General features: G+C 31.2%; 17 protein-coding genes. 2 read left to right on the top strand and 15 right to left on the bottom strand.

The window, feature by feature from the left end; all coding sequences use genetic code 11:
- Positions 1 to 4 precede the first annotated feature (4 nt).
- From CXF68_RS04730 to CXF68_RS04680, 11 genes are all read right to left on the bottom strand, one after another.
- On the bottom strand, positions 5 to 661 hold the full coding sequence (locus CXF68_RS04730) for a CoA transferase subunit B (protein ID WP_101043210.1): 657 nt from the start codon (positions 659 to 661) through the stop codon (positions 5 to 7).
- 5 nt (positions 662 to 666) lie between these two features.
- Positions 667 to 1,368: a CoA transferase subunit A gene (locus CXF68_RS04725; protein ID WP_101043209.1), complete on the bottom strand. Its 702-nt coding sequence runs from the start codon at positions 1,366 to 1,368 to the stop codon at positions 667 to 669.
- A gap of 26 nt (positions 1,369 to 1,394) precedes the next feature.
- Complete coding sequence (locus CXF68_RS04720) at positions 1,395 to 3,671, bottom strand: transglycosylase domain-containing protein (RefSeq protein ID WP_101043208.1); 2,277 nt, start codon at positions 3,669 to 3,671, stop codon at positions 1,395 to 1,397.
- Complete coding sequence (locus CXF68_RS04715; RefSeq protein WP_101043207.1) at positions 3,668 to 4,159, bottom strand: gliding motility lipoprotein GldH; 492 nt, start codon at positions 4,157 to 4,159, stop codon at positions 3,668 to 3,670. The genes CXF68_RS04720 and CXF68_RS04715 overlap by 4 nt, the downstream gene beginning before the upstream one ends.
- Positions 4,146 to 5,831, bottom strand: coding sequence for a regulatory iron-sulfur-containing complex subunit RicT (gene ricT / locus CXF68_RS04710; RefSeq protein ID WP_101043206.1), 1,686 nt, complete (start codon positions 5,829 to 5,831; stop codon positions 4,146 to 4,148). The genes CXF68_RS04715 and ricT overlap by 14 nt, the downstream gene beginning before the upstream one ends.
- Before the next feature lie 227 nt (positions 5,832 to 6,058).
- Positions 6,059 to 7,747 carry a glutamine--tRNA ligase/YqeY domain fusion protein gene (locus tag CXF68_RS04705; protein WP_101043205.1) on the bottom strand — a complete coding sequence of 563 codons (1,689 nt, stop codon included), beginning with the start codon at positions 7,745 to 7,747 and terminating at the stop codon, positions 6,059 to 6,061.
- A gap of 111 nt (positions 7,748 to 7,858) precedes the next feature.
- The gene (locus CXF68_RS04700; RefSeq protein WP_157821856.1) at positions 7,859 to 8,467 is read right to left on the bottom strand and encodes an alpha/beta hydrolase; all 609 of its coding nucleotides are present in this window, start codon (positions 8,465 to 8,467) and stop codon (positions 7,859 to 7,861) included.
- 206 nt (positions 8,468 to 8,673) lie between these two features.
- Positions 8,674 to 9,531 carry a hypothetical protein gene (locus tag CXF68_RS04695; RefSeq protein WP_101043203.1) on the bottom strand — a complete coding sequence of 286 codons (858 nt, stop codon included), beginning with the start codon at positions 9,529 to 9,531 and terminating at the stop codon, positions 8,674 to 8,676.
- 25 nt (positions 9,532 to 9,556) lie between these two features.
- Entirely contained in the window at positions 9,557 to 10,420 is an 864-nt protein-coding gene (locus CXF68_RS04690; protein WP_101043202.1) for a hypothetical protein, read from the bottom strand.
- 106 nt (positions 10,421 to 10,526) lie between these two features.
- Positions 10,527 to 11,576, bottom strand: coding sequence for an AraC family transcriptional regulator (locus CXF68_RS04685; protein ID WP_101043201.1), 1,050 nt, complete (start codon positions 11,574 to 11,576; stop codon positions 10,527 to 10,529).
- A 106-nt stretch (positions 11,577 to 11,682) separates the two neighbouring features.
- A complete protein-coding gene (locus CXF68_RS04680; RefSeq protein WP_101043200.1) occupies positions 11,683 to 12,240 on the bottom strand; it encodes a YceI family protein in 558 nt (185 codons plus the stop codon).
- Between the two features lie 91 nt (positions 12,241 to 12,331).
- On the opposite strand from CXF68_RS04680, the gene CXF68_RS04675 reads away from it, so the two are divergent.
- On the top strand, positions 12,332 to 13,150 hold the full coding sequence (locus tag CXF68_RS04675) for a helix-turn-helix domain-containing protein (RefSeq protein WP_101043199.1): 819 nt from the start codon (positions 12,332 to 12,334) through the stop codon (positions 13,148 to 13,150).
- Positions 13,151 to 13,200: 50 nt separating this feature from the next.
- On the opposite strand, the gene CXF68_RS04670 is transcribed toward CXF68_RS04675, so the two are convergent.
- The 4 genes from CXF68_RS04670 to CXF68_RS04655 all read right to left on the bottom strand — a co-directional run bounded on the left by CXF68_RS04670 (position 13,201) and on the right by CXF68_RS04655 (position 18,020).
- The gene (locus CXF68_RS04670) at positions 13,201 to 15,051 is read right to left on the bottom strand and encodes a M1 family metallopeptidase (protein WP_101043198.1); all 1,851 of its coding nucleotides are present in this window, start codon (positions 15,049 to 15,051) and stop codon (positions 13,201 to 13,203) included.
- Position 15,052: 1 nt separating this feature from the next.
- Entirely contained in the window at positions 15,053 to 15,457 is a 405-nt protein-coding gene (locus tag CXF68_RS04665; RefSeq protein WP_101043197.1) for a hypothetical protein, read from the bottom strand.
- Positions 15,458 to 15,523: 66 nt separating this feature from the next.
- Positions 15,524 to 17,164 carry a S8 family serine peptidase gene (locus CXF68_RS04660; RefSeq protein WP_101043196.1) on the bottom strand — a complete coding sequence of 547 codons (1,641 nt, stop codon included), beginning with the start codon at positions 17,162 to 17,164 and terminating at the stop codon, positions 15,524 to 15,526.
- A gap of 10 nt (positions 17,165 to 17,174) precedes the next feature.
- Complete coding sequence (locus tag CXF68_RS04655) at positions 17,175 to 18,020, bottom strand: MBL fold metallo-hydrolase (protein ID WP_101043195.1); 846 nt, start codon at positions 18,018 to 18,020, stop codon at positions 17,175 to 17,177.
- 412 nt (positions 18,021 to 18,432) lie between these two features.
- Between CXF68_RS04655 and CXF68_RS04650 the strand changes: the two genes are divergently transcribed.
- Positions 18,433 to 19,722 carry a hypothetical protein gene (locus tag CXF68_RS04650; RefSeq protein WP_157821855.1) on the top strand — a complete coding sequence of 430 codons (1,290 nt, stop codon included), beginning with the start codon at positions 18,433 to 18,435 and terminating at the stop codon, positions 19,720 to 19,722.
- Positions 19,723 to 19,966: the final 244 nt, after the last annotated feature.

Below are 19,966 nucleotides of genomic sequence, written 5' to 3'. Positions count from 1 at the left end.
TATCTTAAATGTTCATTTCAGGAATCTCTCCATTTACAATTAAAGTTCCTTCGGTTGCTGATTGAATCTCTTCAACAGAAACTCCTGGAGCTCTTTCTAATAAATGAAAAGCACTATCTTTTACTTCTAACACAGCTAAATTAGTAACTACTTTAGTTACACAACCAACACCTGTTAATGGCAAAGAACATTTTTTTAGTATTTTAGATTCACCACGTTTATTCGTATGCATCATTGCAACAATAATATTGTCGGCAGATGCCACTAAATCCATTGCTCCTCCCATTCCTTTTACCATTTTCCCTGGAATCTTCCAATTGGCAATATCACCGTTTTGTGCAACTTCCATTGCTCCTAAAACTGTTAATTGAACGTGTTTACCACGTATCATAGAAAAACTTGTAGCAGAATCAAAAATAGATCCTCCATCTAAAACAGTAACTGTTTGTTTTCCTGCGTTTATTAAATCAGCATCTTCAGTTCCTTCTACAGGAAATGGCCCCATACCTAACAACCCGTTTTCTGATTGAAATTCAACTTCAATTCCTTCAGGTATATAATTTGCTACTAACGTAGGAATTCCAATTCCCAAGTTAACGTACCATCTATCTTGTAATTCTTTAGCAATTCTCTGTGCTATTTGTTGTTTTGTTAATGCCATTTTGATTACGATTTAGCTGTTACAGTTCGTTGCTCTATTCTCTTCTCATATTTATCTCCTTGAAAAATACGTTGAACAAAAATACCTGGAATATGTATTTGATTCGGATCTAATGTTCCTGCTGGAACTAATTCTTCAACTTCTGCAACTGTAATCGTTGCTGCACCACACATATTTGGATTAAAATTACGTGCAGTTCCTTTAAATATTAAATTTCCTGCAGTATCTCCTTTCCATGCTTTTACAAATGAATAGTCTGCTTTAAAAGCTGATTCTAACACATACATTTTCCCATCAAACTCACGTGTTTCTTTTCCTTCTGCAACTTCTGTCCCGTAACCGGCTGGTGTATAAAATGCTGGAAAACCCGCTTGTGCTGCTCTACACTTTTCAGCTAAGGTACCTTGTGGTGTTAATTCTACCTCTAATTCTCCAGAAAGCATTTGACGCTCAAATTCATCATTCTCTCCAACATAAGAAGAAATCATTTTTTTAATTTGACGATTTTGTAATAATAAACCTAAACCAAAATCATCTACTCCAGCATTATTAGAAATACAAGTAACTTCCTTTACTTCTATTTTTACTAATTCTGCAATAGCATTTTCTGGTATTCCACACAAACCGAAACCACCTAACATCAAAGTCATGCCGTCTTTTACACCAGCAACTGCTTCCTGTACGTTATTTACTTTTTTATTTATCATTATCGTTGTTTGTTTAAAAAAATTACTTAAAAATCTGTATCTCCTTCTCCACCATCTTCAGTTTTTTCAACTTCGTTACAGTTAATTTTTATAGAAAGTTTTCCTGAAGGTTTTTCAAAATCTTTCTTACTTATATTTAAGCTTTCATCAGCATAACATTTTTGCATAAACAATGCCCATGTTGGTAATGACATTGATGCTCCTTGCCCTTTACCAATTCCTGCAAAGTGTGTTGCTCTGTCTTCACCACCTGTCCAAACTCCTGTTGCTAAATTAGGTACAATTCCCATAAACCAACCGTCTGATTGATTTTGTGTTGTTCCTGTTTTTCCTGCAATAGGGTTTGTAAATTTATAGGGGTGACCTGTAATATAATCTGCTTTTTTCCATTGTGTACGTAAACGCACACCAGAACCACCAGTTGTTACTCCTTTTAACAAATCTAATACTACATAAGCAGATTCCTCACTTAAAACCTCTTTAGTTTCAGGTACAAATTCTTCTAAAACAGTTCCGTTTTTATCTTCTATTCGAGTAATCATCATCGGACTAACGCGTAAACCTTTATTTGCAAAAGTTGAATAGGCACTTACCATTTCTATTAATGATAAATCGACTGCACCTAAGGCAATAGATGGGTTTGCTTCAATTGTTGATTTTATTCCCGCAGATCTAGCTAAACGTGCCACATTTATTGGTGATACTTTATCTATTAATTGTGCAGTTATTACATTAACAGAGTTTGCTAATGCTGCTTTTAAGGTTAACTCTTTACCGTATTTATTATCTGCATTTTTAGGAGTCCAATCTTTTGGCATTCCATATTTTTCTTTCGGAATTGTATACAAAACATTCGGCAATTTATCACAAGGTGACATTTTTAACTGGTTAATTGCCGTTGCATATACAAAAGGTTTAAATGTAGATCCTACTTGACGTTTTTGCTGTTCTACCGCATCGTATTTAAAATATTTATGACTAATACCTCCTACCCAAGCTTTAATATGACCTGTTTGAGGCTCTATAGAAACTAATCCTGATCGTAAAAAGTGTTTATAATAACGTATAGAATCATAAGGTGTCATAACGGTATCTATTTCTCCTTTCCAAGAAAAAACACGCATATCTATATCTGTATTAAACGATTTTTCAATTTCTTCTTCACTTTTCCCTGCCGATTTTAAACGTTTGTAACGATCCGAATTTCGTTTTCCACGTTTCATAATTCCAGTAATTGATCTTTTATTTATGTTATAAAAAGGAGCATTTTTATTTCTCTTTTGTTCTTTAAAGAAAAAAGATTGAAGATTTGCCATATGTTCTCTACTTGCTTCTTCTGCATACCTTTGCATACGAGAATCAATAGTAACATGTATTTTTAATCCATCTTTATAAATATTATAAAATTCTCCGTTATCCTTTGGGTTTTCTTTTGCCCATTTTTTTAACCGTTGTTTTAAATTTTCTCTAAAGTATGTTGCTAATCCATCACTATGACTCTCTGGTGTAAAGCTAATTTTTAAAGGTAGTTTTTGTAACGAATCTTTTTCTTTTTGTGTTATAATATCGTTTTTTGCCATTTGAGCAAACACCACATTTCTACGCTGTAATGATTTCTTTTTAGATCGCTCTCTATAAGGGTTATATTGTCTCGGATTTTTTAACATCGCTACTAAAATAGCCGATTCTTGCATATCTAAATCTTTAGGCTCTTTACCAAAGTAAATACGTGCGGCAGAACGAATACCTGTTGCATTAAAAAGAAAACCTTGTGTATTTAAATACATCGTTGCTATTTCTTCTTTAGTATATTGACGCTCTAATTTCACTGCAACTACCCATTCTTTTAATTTTTGAGTAAGTCTTTTAATTTTATTACTTGCACCTCCTTTATTAAATAAATTTTTTGCTAATTGTTGTGTAATTGTACTCGCACCTCCTTCTGTTCCTAATTTTGAAACTGCTCTCGCCAAACCTCTAAAATCGATACCTGAATGCTCATAAAAACGTTCATCTTCTGTAGCAACTAAGGCTTTTATTAAGTTTTTAGGTAAATCTTTATATTGAATTGGTGTTCTATTGGATTTTACGTAATACTTACCTAATGTTTTTCCGTCAGATGAAATAACTTCCGTAGCCAAATCACTTTTAGGGTTTTCCAATTCTTCAAAAGAAGGTAATTCTCCAAATATTCCCCAAGAGGCTAATAAAAACAATAAGCAGATAAGAGAAAAACCTCCTAAAATAATGCTCCAAAACCATTTGATATATTTACTAAAATCGTTTATCTTTTTCTTTGTCATTTTTGTATTTTTTCAATTCTAAATCCTACATGAGAAATACCTTCAAGTTCTTCAATTCCGTCCACACTACCATTTTTCCTCATGGCCTGTCGAATTTTTAAGGTATAATTTCCTTTTTTCGGAAATGTTATATTTTCTTTATAAAAAAGCTTATTTTCTTTAACATCAGTAATTCCTTTCCCCAAAAACTTACCTGTAACATCAGTCATGTTATACTCTAAGGTATCAACAATAGTTTGACCGTCTGGAAAATTCATTTGAGTTATTAAAAACAAATTACTATAATTATAATTTTTATTATTTCTAAGATTTATAAAAAGGTTTTTCTTTTTTATAGAATCTTTTATTGGAAAAGTAAATGTAACTGTATTGTTCTTATTCCATGAGCTTTTAGGTAACGCAATATATTCATCATATATTCTACCAGAATCGCATGAAGTAATCACAAAAACAGTTAAAAAAAACATAAATATACTATTCCTTCTCATTTTTTGTATCCTTGGAGTTATCTGTATTCGGTTTTTTTCTTCGTTGATTGTTATTCTTTTTTTTGGGGCTACTTGTTTGTTTATCTTGAGACTGTGCATTGTTCTCTTTTACTTCTTTTTGAGGTTTAGCCTTATTTACTCTAGGGTTCGGTCTAGGTTTTAGCTTCCTATTCTCAACGGTTTTAGTCTCAGGGGTTTTATTTATCTCTTTATTCTGAGGCTTTCTAACTGGTTTCGCTTCTGAAGGTTGATTTCCTTCTTTTTTATTTACTGGCTTTCTTTGAGGCTTTCTAACTGGTTTCGCTTCTGAAGACAGACCTCCTTCTTTTTTATTTACTGGCTTTCTTTGAGGCTTTCTAATTGGTTTCGCTTCTGAAGATTGACTTCCTTCTTTTTCATTTACCGGTTTTCTTTGAGGCTTTCTAACAACAGTTTTAGAGCCCTCTTTTTTATCAACTGGCTTTCTTTGAGGTTTTCTATTTGGTTTTGCTTCTGAAGATTTATTTTCTTCTTTTTTATTTACTGGTTTTCTAGATTTTCTTCTATCATTATTGCGTGATTTTTTTGGTGCATCAAAACGAGTTAAACTATCTTGACCTACAACGTTTTCAAAGTCAACTACTGGTTCTAGTGTTACTTCTAATTCTAGTTCATATTCATCTAACGGTAAAGCTAATTCGTTGTTTTTATTCAATTCAATAATTTCTTGAACTTGCTCTAATGATATACGAAACCACTTAAAACTTTCTTCTTTATAAGTATACCAAAGTATCTTTTTAAAGATGTCCATTTTCACAAAAACAGCATCTCCTTTTTCTGTTTTAAGTATTTTATCTTGTTTAGGAAAACTTTGTAGTGCATCTAAATAAGTATCTAGTTCAAAATTTAAACAACATTTTAATTTACCACATTGTCCTGCTAGTTTTAGAGGATTTAATGATAACTGCTGATAACGTGCCGCTGCAGTATTTACTTTTCTAAAATCTGTTAACCAAGTAGAACAACACAGTTCTCTACCGCATGAACCAACACCTCCTAAACGAGCTGCTTCTTGTCGCATACCTACTTGTTTCATCTCTACACGAATAGAAAAAGTTCCAGCTAAATCTCTAATTAACTGACGAAAATCTACGCGTTCATCGGCTGTATAATAAAAAGTAGCTTTTGTACCATCTCCTTGATACTCGACATCAGAAAGTTTCATTTTTAGTTCTAATCGACTAATAATTTCTCTTCCTTTTCGTTGAGTTTCTTGTTCTTTATCTCTGGCTGCATGCCAAATATCAATATCTTTTTGAGTGGCTTTTCTGTAAATTTTATTTACATCTTCACTGTCTGCTGTTACTTTTCGTTTCTTCATTTGAACTTTTACAAGTTCTCCTGCTAATGCAACAATACCTATATCATGCCCCGAAGAACCTTCGACAGCAACTACGTCTCCCATAGAAATGGTTAACTTTTCGGTGTTTCTATAAAAATGTTTTCGTCCGTTTTTAAATCGAACTTCAAAAATATTAAATGGTGCTTCACCCGTAGGTAAAGTCATATTCGATAACCAATCAAAAACGGCAAGTTTATTTCCACTTCCACAGGTACCTGATGCACAATTCCCATTGCTTTTGCATCCTCCAGGAACCCCGTCTTTGCTAGTTGAACAACTGTTACAACTCATAAAATAGTATATTTTTTAAAATATTTTTTAAATCTGAATTATCCCAGTATCAAAAAATATTTTTTATTATTGATTTTCAGCTAGATAAACTTTTTCATCATAGCTTTCCTTAATCAGTAAAGATACATATTCTATCGAAAATGAAAAATGGATTTTTGTTATAAAAAAACACCTCATAATTTGTAAAATTATGAGGTGTTAAAATTAAAGTTTTAATTCTTTTTTAGTTAGCTCTTTTTTGCCCAGTTATCTCTTAATCCAACTGTTTTATTGAATACAAGATTTTCTGACGTAGAGTCATCATCAACATTAAAATACCCTAAACGTTGAAACTGAAATTGCTCGCCAATTTTTGCTGTTTGTAAACTTGGTTCAACAAAAGCAGTAATTTTTTCTAAAGAATTTGGATTTACAAATTCCATATAATCTTTGTCTTTATGAGAATCTGGTGCTTCATCTAAAAACAATCTGTCATATGCTCTTACTTCAGCTTTTACAGCATGCTTTACAGAAACCCAATGCAACGTTCCTTTTACTTTACGCTTACTCTCTTCTGTATCGCTTCCCGATTTTGTTAACGGATCGTATGTACAATGAATTACAGTTATTTCTCCGTTTTCGTCTTTTTCACAACTCGTTGCTGTAATAAAGTAAGCATTTTTTAAACGAACTTCTTTTCCTAATTTTAAACGGAAGAATTTTTTATTTGCTTCTTCTCTAAAATCTTCACGTTCGATATAAATTTCTCTTGAAAACGGAACTATTCTTGTGCCAGAATTTTCGTCTTCAGGATTATTTTCAGCAATAAGAATTTCTTCTCTATCTTCAGGATAATTATCAATAATTACTTTAACAGGATCTAAAACTCCCATTACTCTATTCGCAGTTTTATTTAAATCTTCACGAATCTTAAATTCCAATAAAGAAACATCAATAATGTTTTCTCTTTTAGAAACTCCTACTGTTTCAATAAAATTACGGATTGAAGCTGGTGTATAACCACGTCTTCTTAATCCTGATATTGTTGGCATTCTCGGATCATCCCATCCATTTACAATTCCTTCTTCAACCAAGGTTAACAACTTACGCTTACTCATAATAGTATAGCTTAAGTTTAAACGAGAAAACTCGCGTTGTTTTGGTGGATTCGGATATGTTGCTCTACTGTATTCGAATACATTATCACGAAACCAGTTATATAATTCTCTGTGAGGTTTAAATTCTAATGAACATAAAGAGTGTGAAATTTGTTCTAAATAATCACTTTCACCATGCGTCCAGTCATACATCGGATAAATAACCCAGTCGTTTCCTGTTCTGTGATGTGTCTTCTTTAAGATACGATACATTAATGGATCACGCAATAACATGTTTGGTGATTCCATATCTATTTTAGCACGTAAAACATGAGTTCCTTCCTCAAATTCATCAGCTTTCATTTGGCTAAACAAATCTAAGTTTTCTTCAACAGATCTATTTCTAAAAGGGCTATTTATACCTACTTGCGTTGGTGTTCCTTTTTGAGCACGCATTTCTTCAGAAGATTGACTATCTACATACGCTTTACCATCTTTTATTAATAAAACAGCCCAGTCATATAATTGTTGAAAATAATCAGACGAATACAATTCTTTTTCCCATTTATAACCCAACCAAGTAACATCTTTTTTTATCGCATCTACATATTCTTGCTCTTCTTTAGCAGGATTTGTATCATCAAAACGCAAGTTTACTGGAGCGTTGTATTTTTGCCCTAAACCAAAGCTAATTCCAATAGCTTTTGTATGACCGATATGTAAATATCCGTTAGGCTCTGGAGGAAAACGAAAACGTAAATTTTCTTGTGGCATTCCGTTTGCCAAATCTTCTTCAATTATTTGTTCTAAAAAATTAAGCGATTTTGTTTCTTCTGACATCTTCTGTTGAAATTGAAATGCAAAATTACGCAAAAATGTTGAAGTGATTTCTATATAAAAAGAAACCCTTTCAAAATAAGTGAAAGGGTTTTATAAGCTTTTCAATTCCTTTTACGATTTCAACATTTTATAAGTTGCGATTTCTTTTTCAGTCATCCAATGTATATCGCTTGCTGCTGCCGCATTTATTGTAAAGTAATAAAAAGCTTTCGCATCTACATCTGTAAATCCAATAGATTTATAGTAATTTATGTATGGTAAATGATTCGCGTGCCCTACAGGAAAATCTGTCGCAGTTGATCCATCTCCAGCCCAAGAATGCACTCCTATTTTTGTACTGCTATCTCTAGTTCGTTTTTTTCCTGCCAAGAAAAAATCAACTCCTCCAGAAGCTATTGAAGCGTTATCTAATAAGTGAATCTCAATATTTAAATCGTACACTCTTTTAGATACTAATAAGTTAATGGTATCGTCAGTTGAACCATCACATTGTTTGATGTTTATTTTAGTAACCGCTGGGTACGCAACATATAATTTATTGAAATCTATTAATGACGAACTACCAATAGTTCCATTCATTTCGACAACAGTTTTATCATTTGTAATCTTAAAAATTCCAAAAGCAGTTTTTTGGCTTTTAGCTATAGGTGTATCATTATTACCACAATTGGTAAAGACCATAATAAAAGATAATGCGATTAATTTTACTATTGTGTTCATCTTTGTTTTCATTTTAAATTCGTTTAAATTATAATAAATGAAAAAGCACATACTCATGTAATAACTTTTTCAAGAAATTACCGAAGTATGTGCTTCTAGCACAATGTTAAAAACTATATTTCCAATTTCTTCTCCAGTGATGAAATATAGTTCGTTGTTTAGTTAAAACAAGTAATTTTATAATTGCCCTACCAAAAGTATGAGAATTATCTTTTATAAGTTCCATCTGGTAAAATTGTTGGAAACTTATATTTAGAATCTGTTAGCAAACTATAAATAGCTTTATCTGTAGCTTCTATCTTAGCTTTAGTATTTAATTTCCATTCTTGCTGAATTTCATTTAATCTATTTGTTTGCGCACCTAATATCGAGCTCATTGTCCAATATATATACTCGGTTGCTTGACAATCGTATGTACAAGTAGTATCGTTATAACTGTACCAAGCACTTGTCGGGTACGAACTAGGAATTGTTGTAAAGTTACCTCCCCGAGCAATATCCATAGCATTGCTTAATGAAGTACCTGCATTTTCTCCAAAAATTGTTGGGTACGCTTTTGCATAACCGGCATGTGTAATAATATGCCATACTTCTTCAATGGCTGCGTCGTACCTTCCTGTATGTCCGTTTGTATGCCAAACAGGAACTGTTTCATCATTTCCTAAATCCTGCCCTAATCTTCCAGAAGGTGGATTAGAGGGCATGTCAGATTGCGATTTCCACAGAAATAAGAATGCTTTATTTTCAATCATCTTATCGACAACCAATTTATTATCTATTATGCCGTCTTCATTATTATCTAAATATTGCGCCATTAAATTAGCTGCATGTAATAATTTTGCGTCTTCTACTTTTTTCGCGGCATAAATATCTATTCCAAAAACTATTACTTTCCTATTAAAATTGGTTAACCCTGTATCAGTATTGGCAACGATTTTAAAATTAGGGTCGTTTCCTTGTGTTACATTATTTGTTAATATAACATCGTCGTTTTTTGAACATGAAGCACATCCAAAAGTGACGATTAAAGTAATTAACGCACTTAAATTTACTAATTTTTTCATGATTTTAGTTTTTAATATTAAGGAATTATTTAATTTTAGTTCCTATTACGTGAGCATATGAAGGGATAATTTTCATAGGAACCCCCTTATTCTTCATAAATTTTAATGCTTTCTCCTGATGCATATTTAATTTATTAGCATGTCCAGCAAAGTTGATAGCCCAAATTTGATGTATGTATTCATTTACAGCGGTTACTTTATCGTAATTACCATTTTCTTCTGCGTTTTGCACAGAAATATCATATGTTTTTTCAGTAATATCATCGTCCATATATTTTCTTAAAGCTCCCCCTGTTGAAAAGGCAAACTCTTTATCTACTCTGCTAAAGGCTTCTGTAACGGTATGAAATACTTCTTCCCAAAGGGCATTAAAATCGAGAGGTCTCCAAGTAGAAGAATACAGTTTATTAACACTCCAACCTTTACCATTGTATTTTTTTATGTATGGCCAATTATCAGTTTGCATACTCATACCATAAAGACCTTTACCAGTAACCTCGCTTGCGGCCGATATTTTATCCACCATAATTAAAGGCCCTGAAACAAAAAGCATTGTTTTTGACAATCGCTTATTTAATTCTTTTTTATCATCATCGATAATTCCATTATTATCTTGATCTAAAAAGTTACTAAACAAACGAACACTGTCCTCAAAAACATCTTTACCTGTGGTACCAGAAGTAGTTTCGTTTGAGGAAGGTTTTTTTGCGCTTCCTACAATATAAAAACCATTAATTGAATGTACATAATCGGCGTTTGCTTTTAAGTACGCTTCTAAAGTGCTTGATGAGGTGTTATCTCCGTTTGTAATAATTTCATCATTGCTAGAACAGTTAACTAAAGAAACCATTAGCAAGATTGCAGGTAATAATTTAAGGGTGGTATTCATGATAATCTATAAATTTTAAATTCGTTTTATTTTTACTGTACAAATAGATAACAGCAAATAAACGACCAACCTTATTAAATATTAAGCTATAAGAGTCCGACTTCGCTTATTCGGACTTCTTTAATTGATTTTGATACTGTTTAGGAGTGATGCCTTCTACATTTTTAAAGGCTGTGTAAAATGTAGACTTTGAAGAGAAACCTGCCTCTTCAGCCAAACCTAACAGAGATAACTGTTTTGCTTTTGGAGAGAGTAATAGGTTTTTAAATTCATCAACACGAAATTGATTGATAAAATGATAAAAATTGTTATTGGTATGTTTATTTATCAACCTTGAAAGTTCTTTTTCTTTTAACTCTAATTGACTTGCTAAAAATTTTAGGTTAACACCAGTAATTGAAAAGAGTTTTTCTTGTTGAATTTTCAACATAATTTTATTGAATTCACCTTCCGTTTCTGACACATTCTCAACAGTTTCAACTATTGTTTCTTCATCTAAAAACAAGGACAACTTAAACATTTCTGATTGCGAGAACCCGTTATAACCAATCCAATAAATCATGAAAAAAGTAAGGATATTTGAAGCCATCGCAAAAAACTGTGGAAGTTCTTCATTTTGAACCCCAACAATATCTTCAAGAATCCAAAGGGTATGAAAAAACAAAAAGATATAGACGATCATTTTAATCCAAGACAGTGTTTTATTTTCTATATCTGAATAAAAATCGCCTATTTTCTCTTGATGTCGTTTTACCATCTTCAAGATAAAAATTAGCAAAGAAATATTAAAAACATATTCAATATATTCTAAATACACTGTTTCTGAAACTCCTAGGTTTAAAAAAGTTCCAGGAAGAAATAACAAGCAATAAAACCATGAGAATTTTCTATTTAATGTTTTATTGATATATAGCACCAAAAAAGGAATCGTAAATAAACTTGATTGGAAAACACTAAATATCCCTCCTTCAACAGACTGTATAAAAGATTCAAAAACCTCAACGGATAATGACCATAGAAAAAGCCCTAAAAAAATATTTGCTTTTTTGTTATCAGATTTTGATGTTATAAAAAGTAATCCCAACATAAAGGCAGTAGCTATTGACAATACATCTAGTATCGTTAATAAATTAAAATCTACTACTACTTGTTCCATTTTTTAAAAATACAATCATTAAATAAAAAAAAGGCAAAAAACCATATAAGTTTTCTGCCTTTATAAAAGTGTATTAATATTTTTTTAACTACAAAATTAAAAGAATCTATTGTTGATTCATTTCAACGTTAATTGTAACATTTACTTCTTTTCCTACGGGATTCATTCCTTTTCCTACATTAAAATCTTCTCTCTTTATTACCGAAGTTAATTTTAAACCTGCTTTCTTTTTTCCACTTTTTGTATCAATTACCCCATTCAATTTACCTTTAAAGACTACTTCTTTAGTAATTCCTTTAATAGTAATATTTCCAGTAGTTTCAAACTCTTTTCCTTCTAAACTTTTAAAAGACGCACTCTTAAATACAATATTTGCATGTTTTGCAACATCAAAAAAGTCTGCAGATTTTAAATGATTATCTCTTCCTGATTGATTTGTATTTATTGTTGCAGCATCTATTACAACTTCAAAACTAGGTGTTTCAAATTTTTCGTTTGTAGTAGCCGTAATATCAAATTTCCCGAAATTTCCTGTTACCTCAGAAATCATAAAATGAGATACTGAAAATGTAATTGAAGAATGCGCATTGTCTACTTTCCAAGTATTTTGAGCAGTTACATTTAATGTTATTGATATAATAAGTCCTAGAATTAATTTTTTCATTATTTTTAAATTTTAATTATGGTGCAAAAATATAATTCATTGCATCTTTAAGGCTTATTAAAAACAGCAAAAAACTTATGAATTTACGCCAATGAACATTCCTATTCATAATTTAGAAGCTTCTTATAATATTAACATTGAACCTATTTCTTATAATAATGGATATGATTTTAATACTATTCATAAACATAATTATTTTGAGATTTTGTTTTTTGAAAAAGGAGGTGGTTATCAGCTAATAGATTTTGATAATATACCTATAAAAAATAATAGCTGTTATATTGTAAAACCTAAACAAGTGCATTTAATAAAAAGATTTACTGAAGCTGATGGTTTATTAATTCAGTTTACTAATGAAATGCTTTTTACTAATACTTTTTCTTTGTTAAAAAACTATTCAAAATCTTCTATTATTTATGAAAATGACTTAAATTTAACTAAAGAATTTTTTATTTTATTAAATCGTATTCTTAATATTCAAAGAAGTAAATCGGAATATTTTAAGGAAAAATCAATTCACTTACTTTCTACTCTTTTATATTCATTAGAAGAAAACATTAAAGACCAAGACAAAGAAAAAAATATTGTTACTAAAAAGGCAGCCAAGTTTATTGATTTAGCAGATGAGTTTATTACTCATAAAAGTATTAATGAATACGCTAAACTATTAAACATATCAAGTAAAAAATTAACACAAATTATAAAAAAAGAGTTGAACACAACCCCCTTAAAACATATACATGATGTTTTAATTCTTAATATTAAACGTGATTTAGCGTTTAAAGAATTGAGTTATAAAGAAATTGCTTATAATTATAATTTCGATAGCCCTTCTAACTTTAGTCTTTTTGTAAAAAAACAAACAGGACTAACCCCGTCAGAACTTCAAAAAAAGTTATTAACTCAATAAAAAAAGGTTGAGAAAAATTCTCAACCTTTTTTTAATACTGTTTAGTTTATTTATTCCTGAATAAAACTATTGTTCTTTTGGTTAATATCTGCCATTAACTTAGACGGATCTATTTCTACTGATCTTACAGTTTTTGATGATGTAAATGTATATGTAGGGTGTGCAAATGTCCAATCTTCAATAATTGTTGCTTTTGTTGGTTTTTCTCCACGCATCATACGTAAAGGAATATTAAATGCTTCTTTTGAACCATCTGTATAAACCACTGCAATATCTATAGGCATTGGCATTTGCCCTATTCTTTCTAATGTAATTTCTTTTCCATTTACAGATTTTACTCCGTAATCAATTGTATGTGTAGTTTGAGTCCACTCGTTTAAATACCAGTCTAAATGAATACCTGAAACTTTCTCAGCCGTACGTTTTATATCATTCGGAGCTGGATGCTTAAATGAAAAGTCTGTAAAGTACTTTTTTAACGTTTTTGCTACATTTTCTTTTCCTATAATATATTCTAATTGCGATAAGAATATATTTCCTTTTGAGTAACTCGCAATACTATAAGCCGTATTAGTATGAAACCTATCTGCATGTGTAGACAAAGGCTCTTCTAACTTACTTGTTACAACATAATTATAACCTCTGTAAGAACCTGAATGCGGATTTTCTTTATTTCTACCTGAAATTTCATTTTCTGCTTTGTTAGAAATATAAGTTGTAAATCCTTCATCCATCCAAGAGTGCTTACTTTCATTGGTTGCTAATAAAAACTGAAACCATGTATGTGCCATTTCATGTGCTGTAACACCAAATAAGCTTCCAAATTTACGTTTACCCGTAATTAAAGTACACATTGCATACTCCATACCACCATCTCCTCCTTGTATAACAGAATATTGTTTATAAGGATATTGCCCAATATACTTGCTAAAATAAGTCATTAACTCAGCTGTTTTAGGTTGTACTTTCTTCCAATTTTCTTTATAAAAATCACTTAATGTATTCTTGTATAAAAAGTGTAAATCGATACCATTATCCATCTTAAATGTATCATGAATATATTCAGGATCTGCTGCCCATGTAAAATCATGTACGTTTGGTGCTTTAAATTTCCATGTTAGTTTTTTTCCTGATGGAATATTTAATGCTGCTGTTTTATCTTCATATCCATGACCCACTTCTTGTGGGTTTTGAACATAACCACTACCACCAACAACATAGTTTTTATCAATATGAAGTGTTACGTTAAAATCACCCCAAACTCCGTGAAATTCACGCCCTAAATATGGTGGTGTATGCCATCCTTCAAAATCATATTCAGCCATTTTAGGATACCATTGTGCCATAGACAATGCAACTCCTTCTTTATTGTTTCTTCCTGAACGACGAATTTGTGTTGGTACTTGCGCATCGAAAATCATATCGAAAGTTACGCTTTCTCCCGGCTGGATTGCCTCATTTAAAGTAACTTCTAAAATCGTACCTACTGTTTCATATTTAACAGCTGATCCGTTTTGTTTTAATGAGCCTACTTTAATAAATCCTATTTCAGATGGTGATAACTTACTAATTCTATCTCCAACTCTTTTATCTGGGTCTTTTATATTTCTCGAACGGATATCCATTTGAGAGTTTGGCTGAAACGCATTGAAGTATAAATGATAAAACACCTTGTTTAATACATCTGGTGAATTATTTGTGTATACTAACTTTTGTATTCCTTTATATTGATATGTTTTTACGTTCATATCAATATCCATTGTATAATCAACGTGTTGTTGCCAATAATTTTGACTTGCTGATTTTTTTACTGGTACTTTAACTCCATGGTTGTTTGTTGCGTTTGTAGATGCACAAGAAATAACCGACAATAATGAAAGTCCTAAAATTATTTTTTTCATTTTAAATTGTTTTAATTCCTATTGAGGTTAGTGTATTTTTTAAGTTGTTTAATTCGTTTTCGTTTTTCAATATAGAAAAACTTCGCTTTTTTCCGTTAACTAATTTTAAAAAAGTACGATCTCTACCAAATACCTTCTCTGTTTCTACTCCTTTTATTTTAGATAGTTGATAGGTCGTTTTCCAAGATCTTTTTAACAAGTAAAAAAACATTACAGCTATTGATATTATAGCTAGTAATATCATAAATACAAAAAGGATTTCATTTTTATAATAACTCATAGAAAACAACTGAACACTCATATTAAGTATATTAACTACCATTAACACCATAATTAACCAAGAATGTGTTGGCACATCGTCTTTTATGGTTATTTGTTGTTTTTCCTTATTAAACTCTAACTGCATAGGTTCTATTTACAACAAAAAAAGAGCATCAAATAATGCTCTTTTTTTGTTTTCTATATTACTTTTTTATTTTTTACCGTTTACCATTCTGTCAGCCATTCTAACTGCATTGTAAGCGTTTACAACACGACCCGATACTGATAAGTCTGCAAAAGGAACTAATTCCGCTGGCTTTCCATATCTTTCTCCTGTACCTGGTTTGTTTACTTGTAAATTTATCTTAGTTCCAGAATTCATTAAAATATGCTTTACTTGACTTGCTGATAATTCTGGGTAATAAGAGCGAACTAAAGCTGCTACACCTGCCGCAGAAGGTGCTGCCATTGAAGTACCACTAAATTTTTTATACTCACCATCTGGTGTTGTTGAATGTACTTTAACTCCAGGAGCAAACACATCTACATTTATTTTACCATAATTAGAAAAAGCAGCTGGTAATTCTTCAGTATACTTTGCGCTCATGGCTCCTAATGTTAATACATTATCAGAAACTTCATTTACTAAGTCTGGTGCATCATTAGGGAATGTTTTTTCTACATCAATATTCTTTCCATCATTACCTGCCGCATTTACAATTAACACATCTTTAGAAGCTGCATATTTTAAAGCTGCATAAACCCATTCTTTATTTGGTGAAAAAGCTTTACCAAAACTAGTATTAATTACTTTAGCTCCGTTATCAACAGCGTAACGAATACCTAAAGCTACATCTTTATCATATTCATCTCCGTCAGATACTGAACGTACTGCCATCATTTTTACATTATTGGCAACACCATTCATTCCTTTGTCATTATTACGCGTTGCACCAATAATACCAGAAACGTGAGAACCGTGTGCTTCTCCTTTTTTAGAGTGTCCTATGTTTCCATCTCCCGAACCTGGTTTATCATTAATATCATAAGCATTATCACCTACAACTGTACGATAATCAGTTTTTAAATTGTCACCAGAAATAGTCGCATCAGCTTTCTTAACTTCTCCTTTTAAAGCTTTTGAGACAGCAGATAAAGTAAGTCCATTTCTCTTTGCAAACTCTGCTGTATTAATTGCTTTTTTTAATTTTTCATCTGTAGTATTAATAGCATCAATTTCTTTAACTGTATAATCTGCTTTTCCAAAATACTTATTAAAAACTGCATCTGCCTTCGTTACTCCACCTAACATTTGTTCGTAGCGTTCTTTCGTCTTTTTTGCTGCTGCTACTTTTTTAGCTTGATATGCTTTTACTTCTGCTAAAGTTTTAGCATCAGCAACTGATGGATTCATTAAAATACGTTCGTATTCTAAGTGTTCTTTATATGATTTCCCTAAAAAGTTCCATCCATTAATATCATCAACATACCCATTTTTATCATCGTCAATTCCGTTACCTGCAATTTCTTTTGTGTTTACCCAAGCAACATCAACTAAATCTTCGTGCTTTAAATCAGAACCAGAATCTACAACTCCAACAATAACTGTTGTGCTTTTCTTTCCTTTTAAGAAATCATATGCTTTATTAACACTCATTCCAGGAATTGTGTCAGTCGCCAAATCTAAATGTTGCCAGTTATCTTTTTCGTAATCTGTTAACTCAGCTTTCTTTGCTGAAATACTTACCACAGTATTACTACCTGTTGGCACTGCTATTCTACCTACTGATGAACAACCTACTAATGTAGAAATTGCAATTGCTGAGTAAAATAATGGTTTCAAAACTCTCATAATGTTTATCTTAATTAAATATATCTGTAAATTTATAACTCTCTTTTAAACGCACTCCTTTTTCTGTGTGCTTTACAGTAATTAACTCGTTATAAGCATCGTGCTCTAAAAACAAGTAAAAATCATTATCTGCTGCTTCGTTTAAAAAAATTCTTTTTTCTTCTAAGGTAAGTAATGGTCTTGTATCATAGCCCATTACATAAGGTAAAGGTATGTGACCTGCTGTTGGTAATAAGTCGGCCATAAAAACAATTGTTTTCCCTTGGTAATTAATTTTAGGTAACATTTGTTTTTCTGTATGCCCATCCATAAGCAACACATCAAAACCTACTTGATTTTGGATGTTTTTATCAATAAAATTTAACTGTCCGTTTTCTTTTATTGGTTGTATATTTTCTTTTAAAAATGAAGCTTTTTCTCGAGCATTAGGGGCTACAGCCCAATTCCAATGATTTTCATTACTCCAAACTTTTGCATTTTTAAAAGCAGGCATATACCCTGTTTTATCCTTGTTCCATTTAATTACACCTCCACAATGATCAAAGTGCAAATGTGTTAAAAAAACATCGGTAATATCATCTCTATGAAAACCATATTTAGCTAGCGAAGTATCTAATGAAAAATCACCAAACATATAATAATATCCAAAGAATTTATCTGATTGCTTATTCCCGACTCCTGTATCTATTAACGTAAGTTTATCTCCTTCTTCAATAAGCATACAGCGCATGCCCATTGAAATCATATTTTTATCGTCTGCTGGGTTTGTTTTTTGCCAAATACTTTTTGGAACTACGCCAAACATAGCACCACCATCTAATTTAAAATTTCCTGTTTCTATTGGATAAATTTGCATACCTACAAAGATGCAGATTTTTAACGAAACTTTTTGTTAATAAAAACAAAAAAGCAGCTCAAAAAACAGATACGTTTTTGTATAAATTCATGCATGTTACTCTAATCGCACTCTTAATCTGTGAAATCTAAAATAAACTTATTTTAGTATTATTATTTTATTACTGTCTCTGTTTCTGTTTCAATTAAAAGAAAGGACACTCACAGAGTTAGATTAAATTCATACATCAAATTATAAACATATTTCCTTCTATATTCTTCTTTTTTATAATTATACTACCTCTACAGTATTATGTACTTATCCAGAAGATACTTTTGAATTTGTTACTAGAAAATAATTAAATATTCTAAACACTATTTTTTTGATTGTTTCTAAAAAGAATATTTTCGCACGTTAAAAAAGCTATGAAAAAATGTATAAACGAAGTTATCATCCACTCGTAATTGTGATGTATACAAGTGGAATGCTAGACGATAAACAACTCGCTCAAATACCCAAAACTACCCGATACAATTGGAATCAATTTGCACATGATAATTATTACGGAAATGATTGGGCTACCGATTACATAGAACAATTCGATACTATTAAAGATGTATTTGCTTCTAAGTTTTTGTTTAAATCTTTACGATTTTTAACAGAGACGAGAAAAGGTTATTTACATATGTTAGGTAAGCTTGCACACAATAAAAAGCTACTAAAATTACATGCTTCCAAAATTATTAGTTCTGTTGAACATCTAGCTTCTCTATCTAAAATTTCTGTAGTTACTGCTTGCAAATATTACGGTGTTTCTAAAGATTGGTATTACACCGAGAAAAGAAAATTGACTTGCGCTATTAGTCCTTTCCAAAAATGCTATAAACAACATCCAAATCAATTAACAGTTAATGAAGTAGTGGCTATTGAAAACTTAGTCAGCGATACTAGTCACTTCGGAAAGTCTAAAACTACCTTGTATTATCATGCGCTTATTAATAATCTAGTTACTTGTGGTAAATCTACCTTTTTTAAATATGCCTCGGCTTTAGGATATAAAAAGCCAAAACGTTTTAAACGGCCGATTAAAAAAGGGTTTAGGGCTACTAGAATTTTTGAATGGTTGCATGTGGATATTACCAATGTGTCTACGATAGAGAGTGGAATTCAAAAAGTAGCCTTCGTAAAAGATAACTTTTCGAAAGCTATTTTACATTATAGCGCTACCGATGGAAAAGCGGGAAGTAATTTTATTAAAAATCTGTTCTTAGAAACGTTCGACAAGCATCAATTACTTAACAAAGAGAATCCTATTAATATTTTGTCAGATGGTGGAAGTGAGAATAAAGGAGAACTTTTAACTTGGGTTCAAAATATACAAGCACCTCCATTAGTTACCAAAATTACTGCCCAAACAAAAGACTTTCCTTTTTCTAATTCGATGTCAGAAAGTACGCATAGTATTTATAAAACGGAATTCATGCGAGGAAAATATTCTTTGAACACAGAAACACACTTACAAGATTTAGAACGTTTTGTCGCCTATTATAATTACGAAAGATACCCCACTGAATTGTATGGCTATACAACTATGGAAATTATAGAAGGAAAAATTCCTGATAAAGATAGATTCAAAGAACAAATTTTAGTAGCAAGAAAAAGTAGAGTGGAAGTGAACCAGCAGTTTAACGATTGTAGCACTACCATATCTTGTAAATCATAAAGAAAAAGCTGTCATTACGAATGTAACGCAGTGAAATGAAGTAATCTTCTTGTTTAAAAAACTGTATTTTTTTAGTTCGATCGTTTTCAATAAAAAAAAGGAATATTCGCATATTGAATATTCCTTTCTTTATTTTTTTGATTTCTTAAAGCCTTACTATTATTGAAAAACTCTAATATTGGAACCCTTTTGTCGTGGTTTTAAATAGAGAGTGCGAGGTGGTAAAAGTAGCATTTTTTTTTAC

The organism is Tenacibaculum sp. Bg11-29 (assembly GCF_002836595.1).
Classification (GTDB): domain Bacteria; phylum Bacteroidota; class Bacteroidia; order Flavobacteriales; family Flavobacteriaceae; genus Polaribacter.
Note: the sequence above shows the minus strand (reverse complement) of the source record. Positions and strands in the feature narration are given on the sequence as shown.

Excerpts from the sequence above, each read along its gene's own strand:
- CXF68_RS04685 (WP_101043201.1), bottom strand. The coding sequence starts at position 11,576 with ATGGAACAAGTAGTAGTAGATTTTAATTTATTAACGATACTAGATGTA.
- CXF68_RS04665 (WP_101043197.1), bottom strand. The coding sequence starts at position 15,457 with ATGCAGTTAGAGTTTAATAAGGAAAAACAACAAATAACCATAAAAGAC.
- CXF68_RS04700 (WP_157821856.1), bottom strand. The coding sequence starts at position 8,467 with ATGAACACAATAGTAAAATTAATCGCATTATCTTTTATTATGGTCTTT.
- CXF68_RS04725 (WP_101043209.1), bottom strand. The coding sequence starts at position 1,368 with ATGATAAATAAAAAAGTAAATAACGTACAGGAAGCAGTTGCTGGTGTA.
- CXF68_RS04690 (WP_101043202.1), bottom strand. The coding sequence starts at position 10,420 with ATGAATACCACCCTTAAATTATTACCTGCAATCTTGCTAATGGTTTCT.
- CXF68_RS04705 (WP_101043205.1), bottom strand. The coding sequence starts at position 7,747 with ATGTCAGAAGAAACAAAATCGCTTAATTTTTTAGAACAAATAATTGAA.
- CXF68_RS04720 (WP_101043208.1), bottom strand. The coding sequence starts at position 3,671 with ATGACAAAGAAAAAGATAAACGATTTTAGTAAATATATCAAATGGTTT.
- CXF68_RS04695 (WP_101043203.1), bottom strand. The coding sequence starts at position 9,531 with ATGAAAAAATTAGTAAATTTAAGTGCGTTAATTACTTTAATCGTCACT.
- CXF68_RS04660 (WP_101043196.1), bottom strand. The coding sequence starts at position 17,164 with ATGAGAGTTTTGAAACCATTATTTTACTCAGCAATTGCAATTTCTACA.
- CXF68_RS04680 (WP_101043200.1), bottom strand. The coding sequence starts at position 12,240 with ATGAAAAAATTAATTCTAGGACTTATTATATCAATAACATTAAATGTA.
- CXF68_RS04730 (WP_101043210.1), bottom strand. The coding sequence starts at position 661 with ATGGCATTAACAAAACAACAAATAGCACAGAGAATTGCTAAAGAATTA.
- CXF68_RS04675 (WP_101043199.1), top strand. The coding sequence starts at position 12,332 with ATGAACATTCCTATTCATAATTTAGAAGCTTCTTATAATATTAACATT.
- CXF68_RS04715 (WP_101043207.1), bottom strand. The coding sequence starts at position 4,159 with ATGAGAAGGAATAGTATATTTATGTTTTTTTTAACTGTTTTTGTGATT.
- CXF68_RS04655 (WP_101043195.1), bottom strand. The coding sequence starts at position 18,020 with ATGCAAATTTATCCAATAGAAACAGGAAATTTTAAATTAGATGGTGGT.
- CXF68_RS04670 (WP_101043198.1), bottom strand. The coding sequence starts at position 15,051 with ATGAAAAAAATAATTTTAGGACTTTCATTATTGTCGGTTATTTCTTGT.
- ricT (WP_101043206.1), bottom strand. The coding sequence starts at position 5,831 with ATGAGTTGTAACAGTTGTTCAACTAGCAAAGACGGGGTTCCTGGAGGA.
- CXF68_RS04650 (WP_157821855.1), top strand. The coding sequence starts at position 18,433 with ATGTATAAACGAAGTTATCATCCACTCGTAATTGTGATGTATACAAGT.